This is a genomic window from Bradyrhizobium prioriisuperbiae (genome assembly GCF_032397745.1).
Taxonomy (GTDB): Bacteria; Pseudomonadota; Alphaproteobacteria; order Rhizobiales; family Xanthobacteraceae; genus Bradyrhizobium_A; species Bradyrhizobium_A prioriisuperbiae.
The window spans coordinates 8,801,307-8,818,575 of sequence record NZ_CP135921.1 but is presented as its reverse complement, the minus strand read 5'-3'; the positions used below and the strand labels follow the sequence as shown (position 1 = coordinate 8,818,575).

Annotated in this window: 19 protein-coding genes and 1 riboswitch; of the genes, 13 read left to right on the top strand and 6 right to left on the bottom strand. The window is 63.5% G+C overall.

Going from position 1 to position 17,269, the window contains the following annotated elements:
* Positions 1–78 precede the first annotated feature (78 nt).
* A riboswitch (cobalamin riboswitch) is annotated at positions 79–284 on the bottom strand.
* A gap of 61 nt (positions 285–345) precedes the next feature.
* From RS897_RS40945 to RS897_RS40935, 3 genes are read right to left on the bottom strand one after another with little or no spacing between them, the layout of a single operon-like run.
* On the bottom strand, positions 346–1,089 hold the full coding sequence (locus RS897_RS40945; RefSeq protein ID WP_315834338.1) for a CbtA family protein: 744 nt from the start codon (positions 1,087–1,089) through the stop codon (positions 346–348).
* 9 nt (positions 1,090–1,098) lie between these two features.
* Complete coding sequence (locus RS897_RS40940) at positions 1,099–1,281, bottom strand: CbtB domain-containing protein (RefSeq protein WP_315834337.1); 183 nt, start codon at positions 1,279–1,281, stop codon at positions 1,099–1,101.
* Between the two features lie 57 nt (positions 1,282–1,338).
* Entirely contained in the window at positions 1,339–1,596 is a 258-nt protein-coding gene (locus RS897_RS40935; RefSeq protein ID WP_315834336.1) for a hypothetical protein, read from the bottom strand.
* Positions 1,597–1,816: 220 nt separating this feature from the next.
* Here RS897_RS40935 and RS897_RS40930 point away from each other — a divergent pair, with 220 nt between their 5' ends.
* From RS897_RS40930 to RS897_RS40875, 12 genes are all read left to right on the top strand, one after another.
* Positions 1,817–2,485: a GntR family transcriptional regulator gene (locus tag RS897_RS40930; RefSeq protein ID WP_315834335.1), complete on the top strand. Its 669-nt coding sequence runs from the start codon at positions 1,817–1,819 to the stop codon at positions 2,483–2,485.
* A 61-nt stretch (positions 2,486–2,546) separates the two neighbouring features.
* Positions 2,547–3,347 (top strand): phytanoyl-CoA dioxygenase family protein, encoded by an 801-nt coding sequence (locus RS897_RS40925; RefSeq protein ID WP_315834334.1) that lies wholly within the window; start codon positions 2,547–2,549, stop codon positions 3,345–3,347.
* Positions 3,348–3,374: 27 nt separating this feature from the next.
* Positions 3,375–4,715, top strand: a complete 1,341-nt coding sequence (locus RS897_RS40920; protein ID WP_315834333.1) for an NAD(P)H-dependent oxidoreductase — start codon at positions 3,375–3,377, stop codon at positions 4,713–4,715.
* Between the two features lie 233 nt (positions 4,716–4,948).
* On the top strand, positions 4,949–5,683 hold the full coding sequence (locus RS897_RS40915) for a cytochrome c biogenesis CcdA family protein (protein ID WP_315834332.1): 735 nt from the start codon (positions 4,949–4,951) through the stop codon (positions 5,681–5,683).
* A 122-nt stretch (positions 5,684–5,805) separates the two neighbouring features.
* Positions 5,806–6,270 carry a DoxX family protein gene (locus RS897_RS40910; protein ID WP_315834331.1) on the top strand — a complete coding sequence of 155 codons (465 nt, stop codon included), beginning with the start codon at positions 5,806–5,808 and terminating at the stop codon, positions 6,268–6,270.
* A 145-nt stretch (positions 6,271–6,415) separates the two neighbouring features.
* The gene (locus tag RS897_RS40905) at positions 6,416–8,209 is read left to right on the top strand and encodes a thioredoxin domain-containing protein (protein WP_315834330.1); all 1,794 of its coding nucleotides are present in this window, start codon (positions 6,416–6,418) and stop codon (positions 8,207–8,209) included.
* 532 nt (positions 8,210–8,741) lie between these two features.
* Entirely contained in the window at positions 8,742–9,002 is a 261-nt protein-coding gene (gene bufA2, locus RS897_RS40900; RefSeq protein ID WP_315834329.1) for a BufA2 family periplasmic bufferin-type metallophore, read from the top strand.
* Positions 9,003–9,135: 133 nt separating this feature from the next.
* Positions 9,136–9,393, top strand: coding sequence for a BufA2 family periplasmic bufferin-type metallophore (bufA2, locus tag RS897_RS40895; protein WP_315834328.1), 258 nt, complete (start codon positions 9,136–9,138; stop codon positions 9,391–9,393).
* 154 nt (positions 9,394–9,547) lie between these two features.
* On the top strand, positions 9,548–10,447 hold the full coding sequence (gene bufB / locus RS897_RS40890; protein ID WP_315838912.1) for an MNIO family bufferin maturase: 900 nt from the start codon (positions 9,548–9,550) through the stop codon (positions 10,445–10,447).
* The gene (locus RS897_RS40885) at positions 10,444–11,229 is read left to right on the top strand and encodes a DNA-binding domain-containing protein (protein WP_315834327.1); all 786 of its coding nucleotides are present in this window, start codon (positions 10,444–10,446) and stop codon (positions 11,227–11,229) included. Before bufB ends, RS897_RS40885 begins: the two co-directional genes overlap by 4 nt.
* Positions 11,230–11,271: 42 nt before the next feature.
* The gene (locus tag RS897_RS40880) at positions 11,272–12,054 is read left to right on the top strand and encodes a creatininase family protein (RefSeq protein WP_315834326.1); all 783 of its coding nucleotides are present in this window, start codon (positions 11,272–11,274) and stop codon (positions 12,052–12,054) included.
* Positions 12,051–13,037, top strand: a complete 987-nt coding sequence (locus tag RS897_RS40875; protein WP_315834325.1) for a M1 aminopeptidase family protein — start codon at positions 12,051–12,053, stop codon at positions 13,035–13,037. Before RS897_RS40880 ends, RS897_RS40875 begins: the two co-directional genes overlap by 4 nt.
* Positions 13,038–13,052: 15 nt before the next feature.
* Here the strand turns inward: RS897_RS40875 and RS897_RS40870 are convergent, their stop codons facing one another.
* The 3 genes from RS897_RS40870 to RS897_RS40860 all read right to left on the bottom strand — a co-directional run bounded on the left by RS897_RS40870 (position 13,053) and on the right by RS897_RS40860 (position 16,070).
* Positions 13,053–14,126, bottom strand: coding sequence for an NAD(P)H-dependent flavin oxidoreductase (locus RS897_RS40870; RefSeq protein ID WP_315834324.1), 1,074 nt, complete (start codon positions 14,124–14,126; stop codon positions 13,053–13,055).
* Between the two features lie 4 nt (positions 14,127–14,130).
* A complete protein-coding gene (locus RS897_RS40865) occupies positions 14,131–15,363 on the bottom strand; it encodes a YbfB/YjiJ family MFS transporter (protein ID WP_315834323.1) in 1,233 nt (410 codons plus the stop codon).
* Between the two features lie 149 nt (positions 15,364–15,512).
* Positions 15,513–16,070: a MarR family winged helix-turn-helix transcriptional regulator gene (locus RS897_RS40860; RefSeq protein WP_315834322.1), complete on the bottom strand. Its 558-nt coding sequence runs from the start codon at positions 16,068–16,070 to the stop codon at positions 15,513–15,515.
* Between the two features lie 185 nt (positions 16,071–16,255).
* Between RS897_RS40860 and RS897_RS40855 the strand changes: the two genes are divergently transcribed.
* Positions 16,256–17,230: a Bug family tripartite tricarboxylate transporter substrate binding protein gene (locus RS897_RS40855; protein ID WP_315834321.1), complete on the top strand. Its 975-nt coding sequence runs from the start codon at positions 16,256–16,258 to the stop codon at positions 17,228–17,230.
* The last annotated feature ends 39 nt before the right edge of the window (positions 17,231–17,269 follow it).

Below are 17,269 nucleotides of genomic sequence, written 5' to 3'. Positions count from 1 at the left end.
ACCGCGAACGCAGTCTCCCCGTCACCTTTCCGGCAACGGTTCGGCTCCCACCAGGACGCCCCCGCCCGATGTGCTCGCGTGTGACCACGACTGACGGCAGGTCTCCTGGCTCACGGGTCATTCGCTTTCGTCGCCTTCCCGAGCTTTTGCGGCCCAGTGGCATGTGACGATGGCTCGCCGTTTACAGTTGCGGGGACAGCTGCGGCATGAGGCCCGATATCAGGTCAGGCCCGCACCGCATTCCCATTTGATCCCCGAAGGGAACCGTCAAAATGACGATAGGTGGTCACTACCCGAGCGTCAACACGCTGAAAGTGTCATACACGGTTCGGTCGTGCGGGTTCGTTATGCCGCGGGAATTGTGACAGACGCCGGTGCTGAAAAGTATCGATAGGCCACGCTGGTTACGCTGCCGAGCAGGCTCCAGAACAGCAGGCTGGTGACCGTGGCGGCAACGACGAAGCGATGCGACAGGGTTTCCGGCACGATGCTGTGGGCATTCTCAACCTGTGGCGCGCCGATCGCATGCGGTAGGATCAGGAGCGCGATGCCGAGCACTGCGGCCCACGGCGCGCGCCGGAGAAACAGCAGGCCCAGTCCGCCGGCCGTTGCCGCCGCCGTCCCGACCCACCAGATCTGGCGCGCCAACAGCGGAGCCACCGGCATGCCCGGAAGTTCGGGCGGCAGGCCAAGACCGGGCGCGATCGTGAACACGGCAAAGCCGCTGAGCCCCCACAGCAAACCTTCATGCCATGTCACGACAAGGCCGCGCAGTGCGAAAACTCCCGCCAAAAGCAGCGCGAAACCGATCGCGGTCAGGATGTTGGCCGCGGCGGTATAGGAGTTGCGCTCCCAGCCGTTGCGCGGCTCCCACGCCTCAGTATGGTCGTGGCCGGCATGGTCGTGGTCGGCATGTCCGACAGTGACGGCTGGTTTGTTGGCGGAGGCCGCCGGCTTTTCCGCGGTCTTCTCGTAGGTTTCGCCCCTCAGGATCAGCGGCACGGTGCCGAACTGCTGCACCACCGTGATCAGCGCGCCGACAATGAACCCGGCGACCATGGCCGAAAAGACGATTGAACGAAAAATCACGTGACTGACTTAGTGGCAGGGGAAGGCGTTGGAATGCCGGACGTCATGGGCCGCGTTGTGCACCACGTCGATGTGGGAAAAGCCCACCATGCCGATCACGAACAGGCCGAGCGCCATCGCCATCACGGCCTGCAGCACCACGCTGGCGTCCTTGGTGGCAACGGGCAGGTGAGCGGTCTGGGATTGCTGCATGTCGGGCTCCTCAATTCACGGCACCGTTCTAATCGATGCCGGGCGTGCTCGCGACGATTATTTTTTCAGGGCACGTGCCACATCGCGGCTGGTGAGATGGAAGTTGACGCCTTCGGCCAGGTTCTTGCGGCTGATCTTGGCGGAGGCCGCGGCCTGAAACGCGGGCTCATGAGTCCTGAAATAAGCCAGGCAGTCGTTCGGTGCGGGGAGCGACCGCAGCAGGGTGCGGAAGGCATGCCGATGCACCATGCAGAAGCCATGCTGGCCGTCGGTCTCAAACATCAGGGCATCGATATCGTCGCGCCAGGTCGCCATTCGCACGCCAGAGTGAAATCGCCGGAGATCGTCATCGACCTCTGCGACAGGGCGGTCGCCAGATCAAGTCACCGACATCGCGCCGGGACATCGGAACCAGACCCGGCAAGGGGGTGATCCAGGTTGCCGGCGGGACAAGCCGCGATCTTGACATATATATAAAGTGAGGCATATCATTCGAATTCTGAGTTCGGAATTCCGAATTCAAAAATGGTGGCCCATGTTTCCGCTGGATCAAGCCCCGAACCTGATCGAACAGGTCTACGCCCGGATTCTCGAAGGGATTTCCGACCACACCCTGCCGCCGGGCCGGCGCATCCGGCAGAGCGAACTCGCCGAGCAACTCGGGGTGTCGCGTCAGCCGGTCAGCCACGCGCTGCATCTGCTGCATCGCCAGGGGCTGGTGGCTGAAAGCGGCCGCAAGGGCTTTGAAGTCACCCGACTCGATCCCGTCCGCATCCGCCAGCTTTATGAAGTGCGCGGCGCCATCGATGGCCTTGCCGCGCGGTTGGCGGCCGAGCGCGTGAAGGCGGACGACGCCGATTGCACCGAACTCGATCGGGCGTTGAAAGCCGGGCGCGAGATCGACGCATCCACGTCGCTGTCGACGCTGATCACGCGGGATGTCGATTTCCATCGCGCCATCTATCGGCTGTCCGGCAACCCGGCGATTGAGGAAACGGTGTCGCCGCAATGGCCGCACATGCGCCGCTCGATGGCCACCGTGCTGGCCGAACTCGATTATCGTGCCAGCGCCTGGCACGAGCACGAGACCATTGCCGCGCGGATCTTTGCCGGCGATGCGGACGCCGCCGAGAGCGCCGCGAGAGGCCATGCCCTCACCGCCGGACGTGCCACCGAACAACGCCTGACCCCGATCCGGACGTGACCGCTTCTGCACGACAAGACTGCCAAATAAAATCGACCAAGAACATCAGGAGGACGCCCCCATGAAACTGACCCAGCAGCAGATCGAGACGTTCCACACCGAAGGCTGGCTGTTCCTGCCCGAGCTCTTCAACCCTGAGGAAGTCGATCTGCTTCGCCGCGAGGCGCTTGCGATCTATGACCAGCATCGCCCGGAAGTCTGGCGCGAGAAAACCGGCGCGCCGCGCACGGCGTTTGCCGCGCATACCTATAACGAAGCCTTCCGGTTGCTCGGTGCGCATCCCCGGCTGATCGGACCGGTGGAGCAGATTTTCGGCGAACAACTCTATATGCATCAGTACAAGATCAACGCCAAATCCGCCTTTACTGGTGAGGTCTGGCAGTGGCACCAGGACTACGGCACCTGGAAACGCGATGATGGCATGCCGGAGCCGCGGGCGATGAACATCTCGGTGTTCCTGGACGAAGTGATGCCGATCAACGGCCCACTGCTGCTGGTGCCGTGCAGCCAGACCGCGGGCGACTTGAAAGCCTCGCACGATATCGCGACCACGTCGTATCCGTTGTGGACGCTTGACGATGAGACGGTGACGCGGCTGGTCAAGGAAGGCGGTATCGTGGCGCCGACCGGCAAGCCGGGCGGCGTGCTGATGTTCCACGGCAATCTGGTGCACGGCTCGGCCGGCAACATCACGCCTTATCCGCGCAAGATCGTCTATCTGACGCTGAATGCGGTGTCGAACCACATCCGCACGCCGACGCGGCCGGAGTTCATCGCGCACCAGGATTTCGCGCCGATCAGGCCGGTGGACGACGATGCATTGTTGCGGCTTGCGCGCAGTCCCCGCCAGGCCGCAGAATAAGCGTCGCACAGAGAAACGACGCACAACATGAATCTGCATCAACTGTTGAGCAAGCGCCATGCGGCGGGCAAGCCCGTTCGCGTGGCGCTGATCGGAGCCGGCAAATTCGGCTCCATGTTCCTCTCGCAAGTGCCGCACACGCCGGGGCTCGAGGTATCCGTGATCGTCGATCTCGATCCGGAGCGCGCGCGCGAGGCCTGCCGCACTGTCGGCTGGGATGCCGCGCGCATCTCGGCGACCACCTTTACCGACGATGGCGCAGCCGCGATCAAAAGCGACGCCGTAGAAGTGGTGGTGGAAGCCACCGGCAATCCCGCGGTTGGCATCCGCCACGCCCGTGCGGCGATCGCCGCCGGCAAGCATATCGTCATGGTCAATGTCGAGGCCGACGTCCTCGCTGGCCCGTTGCTCGCCGACGAAGCGCGCCGTGCCGGCGTGGTCTATTCGCTGGCCTATGGCGACCAGCCGGCGCTGACCGCCGAAATGGTGGACTGGGCGCGCGCCACCGGCTTCCGCGTCGTCGCCGCCGGCAAAGGCACCAAGTACCTGCCGATCTATCACAACGTCACGCCCGCCGAGGTCTGGAAACACTACGGCCTGACCGCGGGTGAGGCACAATCCGCCGGCATGAACCCGCAGATGTTCAATTCCTTTCTCGACGGCACCAAGTCGGCCATCGAGATGGCGGCGATTGCCAACGCGACCGGTCTTGACGTGCCCGCAAGCGGGCTGCTGTTTCCGCCTTGCGGCGTCGACGACCTGCCGCATGTGATGCGTCCGCGCCACCAGGGCGGCGTGCTGGAAAAATCCGGCGTGGTCGAGGTGATCTCTTCGCTGGAGCGTGATGGCCGCCCGGTGTTTCGCGACCTGCGCTGGGGCGTCTATGTGGTGCTGGAAGCGCCGAACGACTATGCCGCTGACTGTTTCCGCCAATATGGTCTGAAGACCGACAGCAGCGGCCGTTATGCGGCGATGTACAAGCCGTATCACCTGATCGGGCTGGAGCTGAACATCTCCGTGCTCTCGGCGGCGCTGCGTGGTGAGCCGACCGGGCAGCCGCAGGATTTTCGCGGCGATGTCGCAGCCATCGCCAAGCGTGCGCTGCGCGCCGGCGAGATGCTGGACGGCGAGGGCGGTTACACCGTCTGGGGCAAGCTGATGCCGGCCGCTGACAGCCTGAAGGCCGGTGCGCTGCCGATCGGGCTCGCCCACAAGGTGCGGCTGACGAAAGATGTCGCTCACGGCGCCGCGGTGCGCTGGAGCGATGTCGAGGTCGATGCTGGCAATGACACCATCGTCACCCGCCGTGCCATGGAAGCCCGCTTCGGCGGTGCCTTGTCGGCGGTCGCAGCGCCGCTCAAGGTGTAAGCGGGACCTGCAGATATACGGACAGGGCCTAGCGTTGCGGCAAGGCCTATCATCCCCACTGCGTCATTGCCGGACTTGATCCGGCAATCCATCTTCCTTGCTGAGGTCAAGTCCGCGGATGATGCGGAGCAACACCTCACTCCGGATCATCAATTGAAACCCCGAGCCGGTCTCCACCGTATCATCAGGACCGGCGGCAGTGATGGCGGCCGGCACGGCGATCCGGTGGTCCGATGACGCACGATGTCTCCATTGCAGCCGCGCTGATCGCCGGGGTCGTCAGTTTCCTGTCACCCTGCGTTCTCCCGCTGGTGCCGCCGTATCTGATCTATCTGACCGGCGCCACCATCGAACATGTCGCCGAGGGCGGCCAGACCGTGGCATCGAAGCGCGCGGTGATGATGTCGGCGTTGATGTTCGTGCTCGGCTTTTCCACGGTGTTCGTGGCGCTGGGCGCCAGCGCCAGTCTTATTGGCGGCCTGGTTCGCGCCTGGTCGGCGCAGTTGTCGATCGTGGCCGGCGTGGTGATCATCATCATGGGCCTGCACTTTCTTGGACTGACGCGGATCGGCCTTTTGATGCGCGAAGGCCGTGCCACGATGGCCAAGCCGGTTGGGTTGTGGGGCGCCTATGTCATGGGTCTCGCCTTTGCGTTCGGCTGGACGCCATGCATCGGGCCGATCCTGGCCGCGATCCTGTCGGTGGCTGCCGCCGAGGCCACCGTGACAAAGGGGGCCGGATTGCTCGCGATCTATTCCGCGGGCCTTGGTATTCCCTTCCTTCTCGCGGCATTCATGATCGAGCGGTTCTCCGCAATGCTGGCCCGGCTGAAGCGTCATCTGGCCAGCGTCGAGCGGGCCATGGGCGTGCTTATGGTGCTGACGGGAATAGGATTTCTCACGGGAACAATGTCGACCATCAGCATCTGGCTGATTGAGACGTTTCCCGCACTGGCGAATATCGGGTGAGGCCGCGTAACAAAAAGTCGATTTGGGACGAAACGTCACTGTCATCCGCGTTCAACAGCGGCCCGCCGTCGATCGAACCAGGCGTCGACGCGAGCCGTGCCGGCGGCATCAAAGGGGGTACTATGAAAGCCATTGTCGACTTTCTCATCGTCCTGCCCGCGCGTGTCGGGATGATCTTCGCCGAGATCGGACCGCTGATCATGCGTCTCGTGGTCGGCTATGTGTTCATGCTGACCGGCTGGAGCAAGCTCAACAATCTGCCCGCCATGATCCAGAATTTCACCGACTGGGGCATTCCCTTTCCCAGCATCCTGACCCCGTTTGTTTCGGGTGTGGAGTGTTTTGGAGGTCTCATGCTGATCCTCGGCCTGTTCACCCGCATCCCCGCCATCATGCTCGCGGCGGTGATGGTGGTCGCGATCAAATCGGCCAAATGGGGCGATGTCGAATCGCTGGAGACGCTGCTCGGCTTCGAGGAAGTTACCTACATGGCTGCGTTCCTCTGGCTGGCCGCCGTCGGGCCCGGCAAGATTTCGCTGGATCACCTGCTGCTGCGCGCGGCGGGGCGAAGCGAGGCGTCGAGGTAACGTATTGGGCGATGGTGGTTCTCGTCGCAAGCCCTGCGCATTCGCTCACGATTGCGTGAGACCGCCAAAAGGCTGAGCCGCCGCCCGTGGCGCTGCGTAGCTCTCGGAGACCGGCGGCGCTGATCGCTGGAGTTTGGGAGGCACGATGAAACTGCTCCACGCACTGACGGTCGCCGTCGCGTTTGCCGTGTCTCCTGCGGGGGCTGCCGAGCCCGTCACATGGAATGGCTGGCACGAGGATCTGTTTGCGCGCGCGCAGGCCGAGAAACGCTTCGTGATCCTCGATCTCGAAGCGGTGTGGTGCCACTGGTGCCACGTGATGGAAAAGACGACCTATTCCGATCCCGCTGTGATCGACCTGCTGGCCGCGAAATACATTGCGGTGCGGGTTGATCAGGATGCCAATCCGGACCTGTCCAGCCGTTATGGCGACTGGGGCTGGCCGGCGACCATCGTGTTCAATTCCGACGGCACCGAAATCGCCAAGATCCGCGGCTATATCGAGCCGGAGCGGATGCAGGCCCTGCTCAAGGCGATTATCGATGATCCGTCGCCCGGTCCGTCGGTCGGCGAAGCCTTCGAGATCAAGCCATCGGCAGCGCACCTCCTCAGCAAGGAGCAGCGCGCGGAGCTGACGAAGTCCTTTGACGGGTCGTATGAGGAGACCCTTGGCGGTTGGGGCGACACCCAGAAGTATATCGATGCCGACAGCATGGATTATGCCGTCGCTCGCGCGGAGGCCGGCGATGCAACGGCAGTCAAGCGCGCGCGGCAAACCCTCGACGCGGCACTCAAGCTGATCGATCCGGTCTGGGGCGGCGTATTCCAGTATTCCGAAGGCGGTAGTTGGACCAAGCCGCATTTCGAAAAGATCATGTCGTTCCAGGCGCAATATCTGCGCCAGTACAGCCAGGCTTATGCGCTGTGGAAGGACCCGAAATATCTCGCGGCAGCGCGTGACGTCGAACGCTATCTTGCGGCCTTTCTGATCAGCCCGGACGGCGCGTTCTATGTCAGCCAGGATGCCGATCTCAACCACGACATGGATGGTCACGCCTATTACGCGCTCGGTGATGCCGCGCGTCGCAAGCTCGGATTGCCGCGCCTCGACAAGAATCTCTATGCCCGTGAGAACGGTTGGGCGATCAGCGGTCTTGCCGCTTATTTCAATGTCACGAACGACCCAAAGGTGCTCGCGACGGCGGAGCGCGCCGCGAAGTGGGCAATCGACAGTCGCGCGCGGCCCGACGGCGGCTTCAATCACGGTGACAAGGATCGCGGCGGGCCGTTTCTTGGCGATACCCTTGCCATGGGGCAGGCGTTTCTTGATCTCTATGCCGCGACCGGCAACCGCGACTGGCTGATGCGTGCCGGCCAGGCCGGCGACATGATCGATGCCACCTTCAAGGACGCCACGGGTGGCTTTCTGACCTCGAAAACCAGCGAAGCGAAAATCGGCGTCTTCGCTAAGCCGGCAAAACTGATCGACGACCAGATCCAGGTTGCCCGTTTCATGAACCTGCTCGATCGTTATTTCGCCAAGGATGTCTACAAGCACAATGCCGAGCACGCCATGCGTTATCTCACGGCCGCCATCATCGATATGCCACGACCCTTCCCGGGCGTGCTGCTGGCGGATGAGGAATTGGCGGTGGAGCCGACCCACATGACCATCGTCGGAGCGAAGGATGATCCGCGCGCGCAGAAGCTGCATGCAACGGCGCGCGCCTATCCGGCGCGCTACAAGCGCCTGGAGTGGCTGGATCTGCGCGAAGGCAAGTTGCCCAATCCCGATGTCGAATATCCCGATCTTGGCGAGCCCGCGGCCTTCGCCTGCAGCAACCGCATCTGCTCATATCCTTCCTTCAATGCGGAAGAGTTGCAGGCCACGGTGAAACAGATGGCGAAGCTGAGGCCGCAGCGCGCGGCGGCGAATTAAGCGCTCAAGCTGGATACCGGCGACTTGGGGCAGCCCAGGCCGCTGAGGTCAAGCCCTCGTATCCTGATATGATGTCGAGACGTCTCCTACCGACGGCGTCATGGCCGGGATTGTTCCCAGCGACTCGGCTTCGTCGAGTCGCTGTTACGTCTTGGACGGCATCGTAACAAGAAAGATGTGGATGCCCGGCCCAAGACAGCCCAAGGTCGGGCATGACGCGGAGAGAGTGGGGCTGTCTCCCTCGTTATCACGGCGTCATTTCATGCACAATTTTACCGATCCGCAGCACATGCCTTACGCCGCAGCGCAGCAAAATAAAATTTTCTTTCGAATCCCTGTAACCAAATGAAACGAGCTCCGTAGCTTGATGTGGATGATCTCTGAACGAGAGCCACGCTGATCGCCAGGCGATCCGCGCCAGGCATTCGCGGTTGGACGGCATCCGAAAACGTTCGCTGTGCGGGGCCGTGATCACCCAAATCACGATTCATGGAACCGCTTTTTAACATCAACCGAGTTTGAGGAGATCGTTATGAAAATGGATTCCAAATCAGGTGCCACTCTCGCAGTTGCCGCCGCCACTCTTTTCCTCGCCGGCGCCACCGTTGCCACGCCCACCACCGCTTATGCCGCGAACGGCAAGTGTATCGCCGCCAACGCCTGCAAGGGCCAGAGCGCCTGCAAGAGCCTGACCAATTCATGCAAGGGGCAGAATGGCTGCAAGGGCCAGGGCTTCTCGATGATGTCGGAGAAGGGCTGCGCCAAGGCCGGCGGCAAGTTCGTCGCGTCCTGATGTGAGACGACGGTGCGGGACCCGGCAAGCTGCGTCCCGCCCTCAAAGAGGGGATCGTTCGAGTGATGTGGCTCGGACGACCCGTCCATCACACCGGTACCACATCGTCATCAACATGTACGGGAGACCTGCGATGAAGTTGAGTTCGAAATCCGGAGCGACCCTCGCGGCTGCCGCCGCAACGCTGTTCCTGGCTGGCGCCAGCATCACCACCGTCGCCTACGCCGCCGACACCGGCCATTGCGTCGGCGCCAACGCCTGCAAGGGCCAGAGCGCCTGCAAGGGCGGCAATCACGCCTGCAAGGGGCAGAATGCCTGCAAGGGCCAGGGCTTTGCGGAAATGACCAAGGCGAAGTGCTCGGCTGCCAAGGGCAAGTTCGAAAAGTCCTAATCGCCGGCTTGGTTTGAGAAGCGAAGCGGGGGCTGGGCCGACGGTGTCCGGCCTCCGGTTTCTCTGATAGGATGGCGCTCCGGACAACGACGGCGTGCCTCTGGATTGATCCGCGATCGGATGCTGCATGAACATCTCCAGCAAGATGCCACCGATGGACAAGAGCGCCGATCCGGCGTCGCGGCCGCCGGGTGGTCCGCGGGTATCCGACAAACCTCCGTTCCTTGGATTCGGCCTGGGGTTGCGGGCCCAGCACTATGACGAGATCCTGAGCGGACATCCGCCGATCGACTGGTTCGAGGTCATCAGCGAAAATTACATGCTGCCTGGCGGGCAGCCGTTGCGCGTTCTGGACAAGATCCGGGAGCGCTATCCTGTGGTGATGCACGGCGTGTCGCTGTCGATCGCGTCGACCGCTCCGCCCAATTTCGAATATCTGCAGGGGCTGCGCGATCTCGCCGCGCATGTCGAGCCGAAATGGGTGTCCGATCATCTGTGCTGGACCGGCGTGCATGGCAAGAACTTGCACGACCTGCTGCCGATACCCTACACCAACGAAGCCCTCGACCATGTCGTCAGCCGTGTTCAGCTGGTGCAGGATTTTCTCGGCCGCGCCATCGTGCTGGAAAATGTCTCCACCTATGTGCAGTTCAACAATTCCGAGATGACGGAATGGGAGTTCCTCAGCGAACTGTCCCGCCGGTCCGGCTGCTGGTTGCTGTTCGACGTCAACAACGTCTATGTCAGCGCCTTCAATCACGGTTACGATCCCCATGCCTTCCTTGAGGGCATCCCGGCGGATCGCGTGGTTCAGTTTCACATGGCCGGGCACAGCCATATGGGCACTCACATCATCGACACCCACGATCATCCGGTGTGCGATGAAGTCTGGGAGCTGTATGCCGCGGCGGTCCGGCGCTTCGGCAGGGTCTCGACCATGATCGAACGCGACGACAATATTCCGCCGCTCGATGAACTGGTGGCCGAGGTCGGCCGCTCCCGCGAGATGGCGGAAACGCTTCTGCCGGGCGTCGACTTGAGGCCCGCTGGATGAGCGATTTCGCGCGGCTGCAAAGCGATTTTCAACGCGGCATCCTGACCGACGACGACTCCATCCTTGCCGAAATCCTCGACAGCGACAAGGAGAAACGCGACGTCCTGTTCGGCGTCTACAGGCATGCTTACGCCTCGCGGCTGGTCGAGGCCATGCGCAACGACCACAAGCTGCTTTACGACTATCTCGGCGACGAGATGTTCGACGAAATGGGCAGGGCCTATGTGGCGGCGAAGCCCTCGCAGCGCCCGAACTTGCGCTGGTTTTCTCAGGGGCTTCCGGAATTCTTGAAAGCGAGCGAGCCCTATAGCAAATACCCGATCCTTGCGGAACTCGCTGATCTGGAGAAGGCTCTGAACGATGCCTTCGACGCCAAAGATGCGCCTGTGCTGGTTTTTGCCGATCTCGCCGGCATTGCGCCTGAAGCCTGGAACGACCTGACGTTTCACCCGCATCCGTCGTCCTGCCGGCTCGATGTCGCGACCAACGTTGCCGCGGTCTGGCTCGCCCTGAAGAACGACGAGACCCCACCGGATGCAGTTAGCCTTGACGCGCCGGGGCGCATCCTGGTCTGGCGCCAGGGCGTTACGCCAATGTTTCGCGAACTGTCCGCCGAGGAAGCGATGATGTGGGATGAAGCCAGCGGCGGTCTTCCCTTCGGCGTGCTGTGTTCGATGCTCGCGACCTATGACGACCCCGACGGGGCCGCGGCGCGTGGCGCCGGCTACCTGCAGGGGTGGGTCGCCTCGGAGCTTCTGACACCGCCGCCGCAGCCTGCGTGATCGTCGTATCGTCCTGAATGCCCGCCGCGGTGAGAACTCGATGTGAGCACGGTCAACGCCATTGCACGCATGATCTGGGATCAGGTCGCCCAGCGCATCGACAGTGGTGCGGCGGCGATCTTGCCGGTCGGCGCCGGCGCCAAGGAACATGGATTCCATTTGCCGATGAACACCGATCAGATTCAGGCCGAATGGCTCTCTGATCGGCTGGCCGATCGGTTTGGCGCGATCATCTGGCCGACCGTGAGTTACGGCGCTTATCCCGCTTTCGCCGCCTATGCCGGCAGCAGCAGTTTGACCGAAACGACGTTCGAGGCCGTGATCCGGGAGATCGCCGGCGGCATTCTCGGCTTCGGCTGCCGCAAGCTCCTGGTGGTCGACACCGGCATCAGCACCATTGCGCCGATCGCGCGGGCGTTGTCGGGTTTCGATCGCGGCGCGGTGCTGCATCTCAGGATCCACGACGGGCCGCGCTATCGGCACCAGGCGCAGGCGCTTGCCGAACAGCCATATGGCAGCCATGCCGACGAACTGGAGACATCGATCATGCTCGCGCTTGCGCCCGATGTCGTCGACATGCCGCGCGCCGAGGCAAGTCCCTGGTCGTCGCGTGCCTCGACTGGTGCGCTGACGCCGTCGGACCCCGCGTCCGACAATTACAGCCGCTCCGGCAGCTTCGGTGATCCGACACTGGCAACGGCGGCCAAGGGGAACATGCTGCTGGCGGCTATGCTCGACGACCTCGCCGAGGCGGCCGCCATTTTCATCGCGGCTGCAATCGAACAGCAGGTTCTGCCCTTCACTGCCGGACGCGTGGTCCAATGATGGTCCTGAAGATCGCGCGCTGGTTCGTGGTGGTCGGGGTCATTGCCGCCCTGACCGGAGCGGTGGTGACCTCACACGTCGCGGCGCAATCCGAGTTCATGCGCGGCGACAGGATGCCGTATGACGCTTTCGATCGCCTGGACAAGACCGACATTGTGGTTCCGAACGGTGTGATCCACGTGGCTTTCGCGCCCGGTGCTCTCGCTCTGCCGAAGGAGACCATTCTCGGCTGGGTGCGGACGTCGGCACAAGCCGCGTCGACCTATTACGGCCGCTTTCCGGTCCGATCGCTCAGGCTTTTGCTGGTGCCCGTGGACGGCCGCGGCGTGATGGGCGGGACGACGTGGGGCTACCGCGGTGCCGCCATCCGCATTCCGTTCGGGCGTGACGCGACCGAAGAGGCCCTCAGGCGCGATTGGGTGCTGGTGCACGAGATGGTGCACACGGCCCTGCCCGATGTGGACGAGCGCAATACCTGGCTGTCCGAAGGGCTTGCGGTTTATATCGAGCCGGTGGCGCGGGTTCAGTCCGGTGACCTTACCGCCAAGGAGATTTGGGGGGCGATGGTGCGCGACATGCCGAAGGGCTTGCCACGGGCCGGCGATCAGGGGTTGGACAATACCGGGACCTGGGGCCGCAAATACTGGGGCGGCGCGATGTTCTGTCTGCTGGCCGACATCGAAATTCGCAAACGAACCGACAACAGGCTGGGTTTGCAGGACGCCATGCGCGGCGTCCTTGCTGCCGGCGGCAGCCACGAAGTCGATTGGCCGCTCCAGCGCATTCTTGCGACCGCCGACAAGGCGGTCGGCCTGGATGTGTTGAGCAGGCTTCACGACGAGATGGGCGGCAAGCCGGTGGCGCCCGACCTCGAGGGACTCTGGCGCGATCTCGGCGTGCGCGTGCGTGATGGCGAGGTCGACTTCGACGACAGCGCGCCGCTGGCGGCGGTGCGCGCCGCGATTACGCGGATGCCGCGTTGAAAGTGCCGCGCGCTTTCATGCCAGACGCTTCGTCAGCGCCTTTGCCTCGGCAATCAGCGTCGTCGTCAACTCACCCGCCGGCATCTCGCGGGCCAGCGCTGCGGCTTGTCCCGACCACAGCGACATGAAATCTCCGGAGCCCTGCGGCTCGGACTTCGCCCGCAGCGGCATCAGCGCGCCGCCGGCAAGCGGAAATTGCGGGGCAAGATCGGACAGTGGACCGACTTCGCGCATCACGCGGTTGACGAAGCTGCGTGCGGGACGTCCGGTGAACAGATTGGTGATCGCGGTCGGATGGTTTCTTGCGTCCCTCAGCACCTGCCGGTGCGGAGCCGCGATCTTTGCTTCCGGACAGAACATGTAGGCGGTGCCGATCTGCACTGCTGAGGCGCCCAGCGCAAACGCAGCCACGATGCCGCGCGCGTCGGTGATCGCGCCGGCGGCGATGACGGGCACCTTCACCGCATCGACCACCTGCGGCAGCAACGCCATGGTTCCGATCTGGGTGGCGACATCGTCAGTCAGGAACATGGCGCGGTGGCCGCCGGCCTCGGATCCCTGCGCGATCACCGCGTCGCAGCCGTGAGCTTCCAGCCAGATCGCTTCGTCCACAGTGCTCGCGGACGAGATCAGTTTGCAGCCGGCCTGCTTGACGCGCTTGACCAGCTCAGGCTCCGGCAGTCCGAAATGAAAGCTGACAACTTCCGGCTTGATTTGTTCCACCAGTTCGCAGAACGCGGCGTCGAACGGCGTGCGGTTGGAGGTCGGGATCGGCGTGTCCGGCGCGATGCCGAGTTCGTCATAGTAAGTTTTCAGGCGTTCGCGCCATCTGGCTTCGCGGGCCTGGTCGATCTGCGGCGGCTGGTGGCAGAAGAAGTTGAGATTGATCGGCTTTGATGTCCGTTTGCGGATCGCGCAGAACTCGGCGCGCGCCTGCTCCAGGCTGAACATGGCGCACGGCAAGGCTCCGAGACCGCCGGCTTCCGCCACCACCACCGCGAGATCGGCGTACACCACGCCTGCCATTGGCGCGAGCAGGATCGGCAATTCGATGCCCAGCAGGTCCTGTAATCGGCGGTCCGGCCACATGTGATTATCCTCCGGTTTGAGCGAGGGGGTAACTGCGAATCTTGAACGCGTAGAGCAGCGAGCCCACGACCAGGCTCACGACAGCGGTTTGCAGCGCCAGCGTGAAACCGGCGGCATGGGTTGGCGTGTGATTAAGCAGAACGCCGACCAGCGGCGGTCCCGCGATTTGTCCGATGCCATAAGCAGCGGTCAGCAGCGCCATGAAGCTTGTCGCCCCGTGGGGACTGAGGCGACGTGCTTCCTGCATGGTGAAGTGGGTGATGCCGGTGAACGGCAGGCCGACCAGGATGCTGCTGAGCACGAAGCCGGCAACCGTCGGCCACAGCAGCGACATCAGCACACCCATAGCCTGCACGATGTAGCTGCCGATCAGGAGGTAACGCAGGTCGATATGGTGCGGGATCCGGCTTGCCAGCAGCGCGCCGCAGATGATGGCGAGGCCGAAGATCGGCCAGAACAGGTCGATCCAGGGCGATGCGCCCAGCGCTTCGCGGGCGATCACCGGCATGAATGTCGCCGTGATGATGTAGCCGAAGCCGGCGAGCCCATAGGCCAGCGCAAAGATCCATTGCTCGGCGTTCCAGCCGCCGCGTGCCACCGGTGCTGCCGCGGCCGGCACCGGCGCGCCGCCGTCGTCCTGGAAGATGCGCCAGGTCAGCGCGGTCATGACAGCGGCGAGGCCGCCGAACACCAGCCACGCGCCGAACGAGGAGAGCTTGAGGGATGTCGCCGCGCTGGCGACGATGCCCGAGAGCACGATGCCGACGCCAGGCCCGGTGAAGATGATGCCTCCCAGCGCGGGCTGCCCCGCACGTGCCAGCCGGGCCAGGCACCAGCCGGCGGTGTAGATCAGGGTGATCGCAGTGGCGACGCCGGCCAGAAATCGCAAGGCCGGCCAAAGCATGGGGAGCGGGAAGGCCATCGCCAGCGTCAGCAGCGCTGTCACCGACAGGCCGCAACGGATGATCCCGGCACTGGAGATGCGCAGCCGCTTCCGGCTCGCAAGAAACGACGGCAACACGATGCAGCCGAGCGCACCGAGCAGATAGCCGATCAGGTTGATGGTCGCAAGCCAACTGCCCTGCTTGAGGTCGATGACGCCGTCCGCCAGCATCATCGGCAGCACCGGCGTGAACGCAAACCGGCCGATACCCATGATGGTCGCGAGCGACACGGCGCCTGCGATGGCGATCGTCACGGGCCGCATCGCGCGTTGGGATTGATCGGGCGTGGTCACGTTCTCGTCTGCTCCGCGTTGCAAAACTGCCCCTTTGGGGTAGCCCGAAGCTTTCGCGCGATCAAATCGATATTCGGGATGCCCCGTATCACTTTCCCAGATGGCTGGGTTGCAATGGATTGTGGCCGTTCGTTACGCCCGGATCGCAGCTATTTGACCTCGTCGGAAAACGCAGCCTTGGTCGGTTTGAACGTCGACAGCGGCGGCTCGGTGTCCTTCGCCATCAACGCGATGCGGCCTTCCAGATGCTGCGCGGTCCAGATGAAGGCGTCGATCTGCTCGCGGGTCAGCCCACCGACCAGGCGCTGGTGCCGCAGCACGATTTCGTCGAAGGAGCGATCGTGCAGCTGGCGGCCGGCCTTTGTCAGCGCCACCGTGGAGCGCCGGCGGGCGCTTTTCCTGTCGTTGCGAATGGCGATCAGGCCGCGCTCGGCGAGGATGCGCAGCGCCCGGCTGACCGCGGCCTTGTCGAGCGTACCCAGCGTCCAGATGTCGTAGGCGCTGGAAGGGCCTTCCGCCGCGATGAAGGACATGATGCGCCAGTCGAGCAGGGTGATGCCGTAGCTGTCCTGGAAATAATCCTTGGCCGAGGCGCGCAGCTTCATCGACAACCGTGACACCACGGTCGGCACGTAGCGCTCGAAGTCGATGGCTTGCGGCACCGGCGTGCTGCCGGTCCCCGACGTCGCCTTCCTGGTTTTCTCCATTCCGATACCTCTGGCGAATCTTCTCCGTCATTAAGCACGGATCGGCCCGGCAGCGCCCATGCGCCTCCCGTTGCAATAGGTGTAAAAACAACTATAGTGTCCTTCATGAGGTCGCCGGCAAGGGGACCGCGCATCAGTCTCGCAAGGCTCGCAAGAAGCCCGACAAGATCCAAAGGGAGGACACCATGATCGACCGCCGGCGGTTTCTCGCCGCAACGTCTGCGTTTGCCGTGATGGGCTATGGCGCCCAGGCCTCGGCGCAGGACAAGTTTCCCTCGCACAATGTCCGCCTCATCGTGCCGTTCACGGCCGGTGGGCCGACCGACGTCATTGCTCGCATCATCGGCGAGGCGATGGCGGCGAAATGGTCGATGCCGGTCATCGTCGAGAACAGGCCCGGCGCGGGCACGCTGCTCGGCACCGATGCGGTGGCGAAGTCGGTGCCTGATGGCCACACCATCGGCATGGTCATCACCGCCTATGTCATCAACCCGGCGGTGCGCGACCAGATGCCGTTCGACACCCAGCGCGACCTGCGCGGGCTTACTCAATTGGCCGAAGCGCACATGGTGGTGGTGGCCAATCCGTCATTCCCGGCCGACGACATTCCCGGCCTGGTCAAGGTTGCGCGCGCGCAAAAGGAGCCGCTGGCCTACGCGACGCCGGGGCCGGCCACCGCAACCCACATGGCCGCGGAACTGCTGCAGAAGACGGCCGACATCAAGATGCTGCACGTGCCGTATAACGGCAGCGCCAATGCGCTCACCGATGTTTTGGCCAACCGCGTGCCGCTGATGTTCGACGTCTGGCACTCGGTGCAACAGCATGTGCGGGAAAAGACCATCAAGGTGCTCGGCGTCACCAACGCCACCCGCATTCCCAACGCGCCGCAATACGCCTGCATCGCCGAGACCTATCCCGGTTACGAAGCGAATTCGATGTTCGGGCTGGTGGTCGCGGCCAGGACGCCCGATCCGCTGGTCAAGGCGCTGTCGGATGATCTCATCGCCTTCGTCAAGTCGCCGGCGTTCGCGGCCAAGGCGGAAACGTTCGGCATGCAGCCGGTCGGCTCCACGCCGCAGGCGTTCGATCAATTCGTGGCCGGCGAGATCGGCAAATGGAAGACCATCGCCTCCGCCGCCAACATCCACCTGAACTGATGTGGTGACTGGATTTGCGAGCACCCTGTGAGGAGCGTC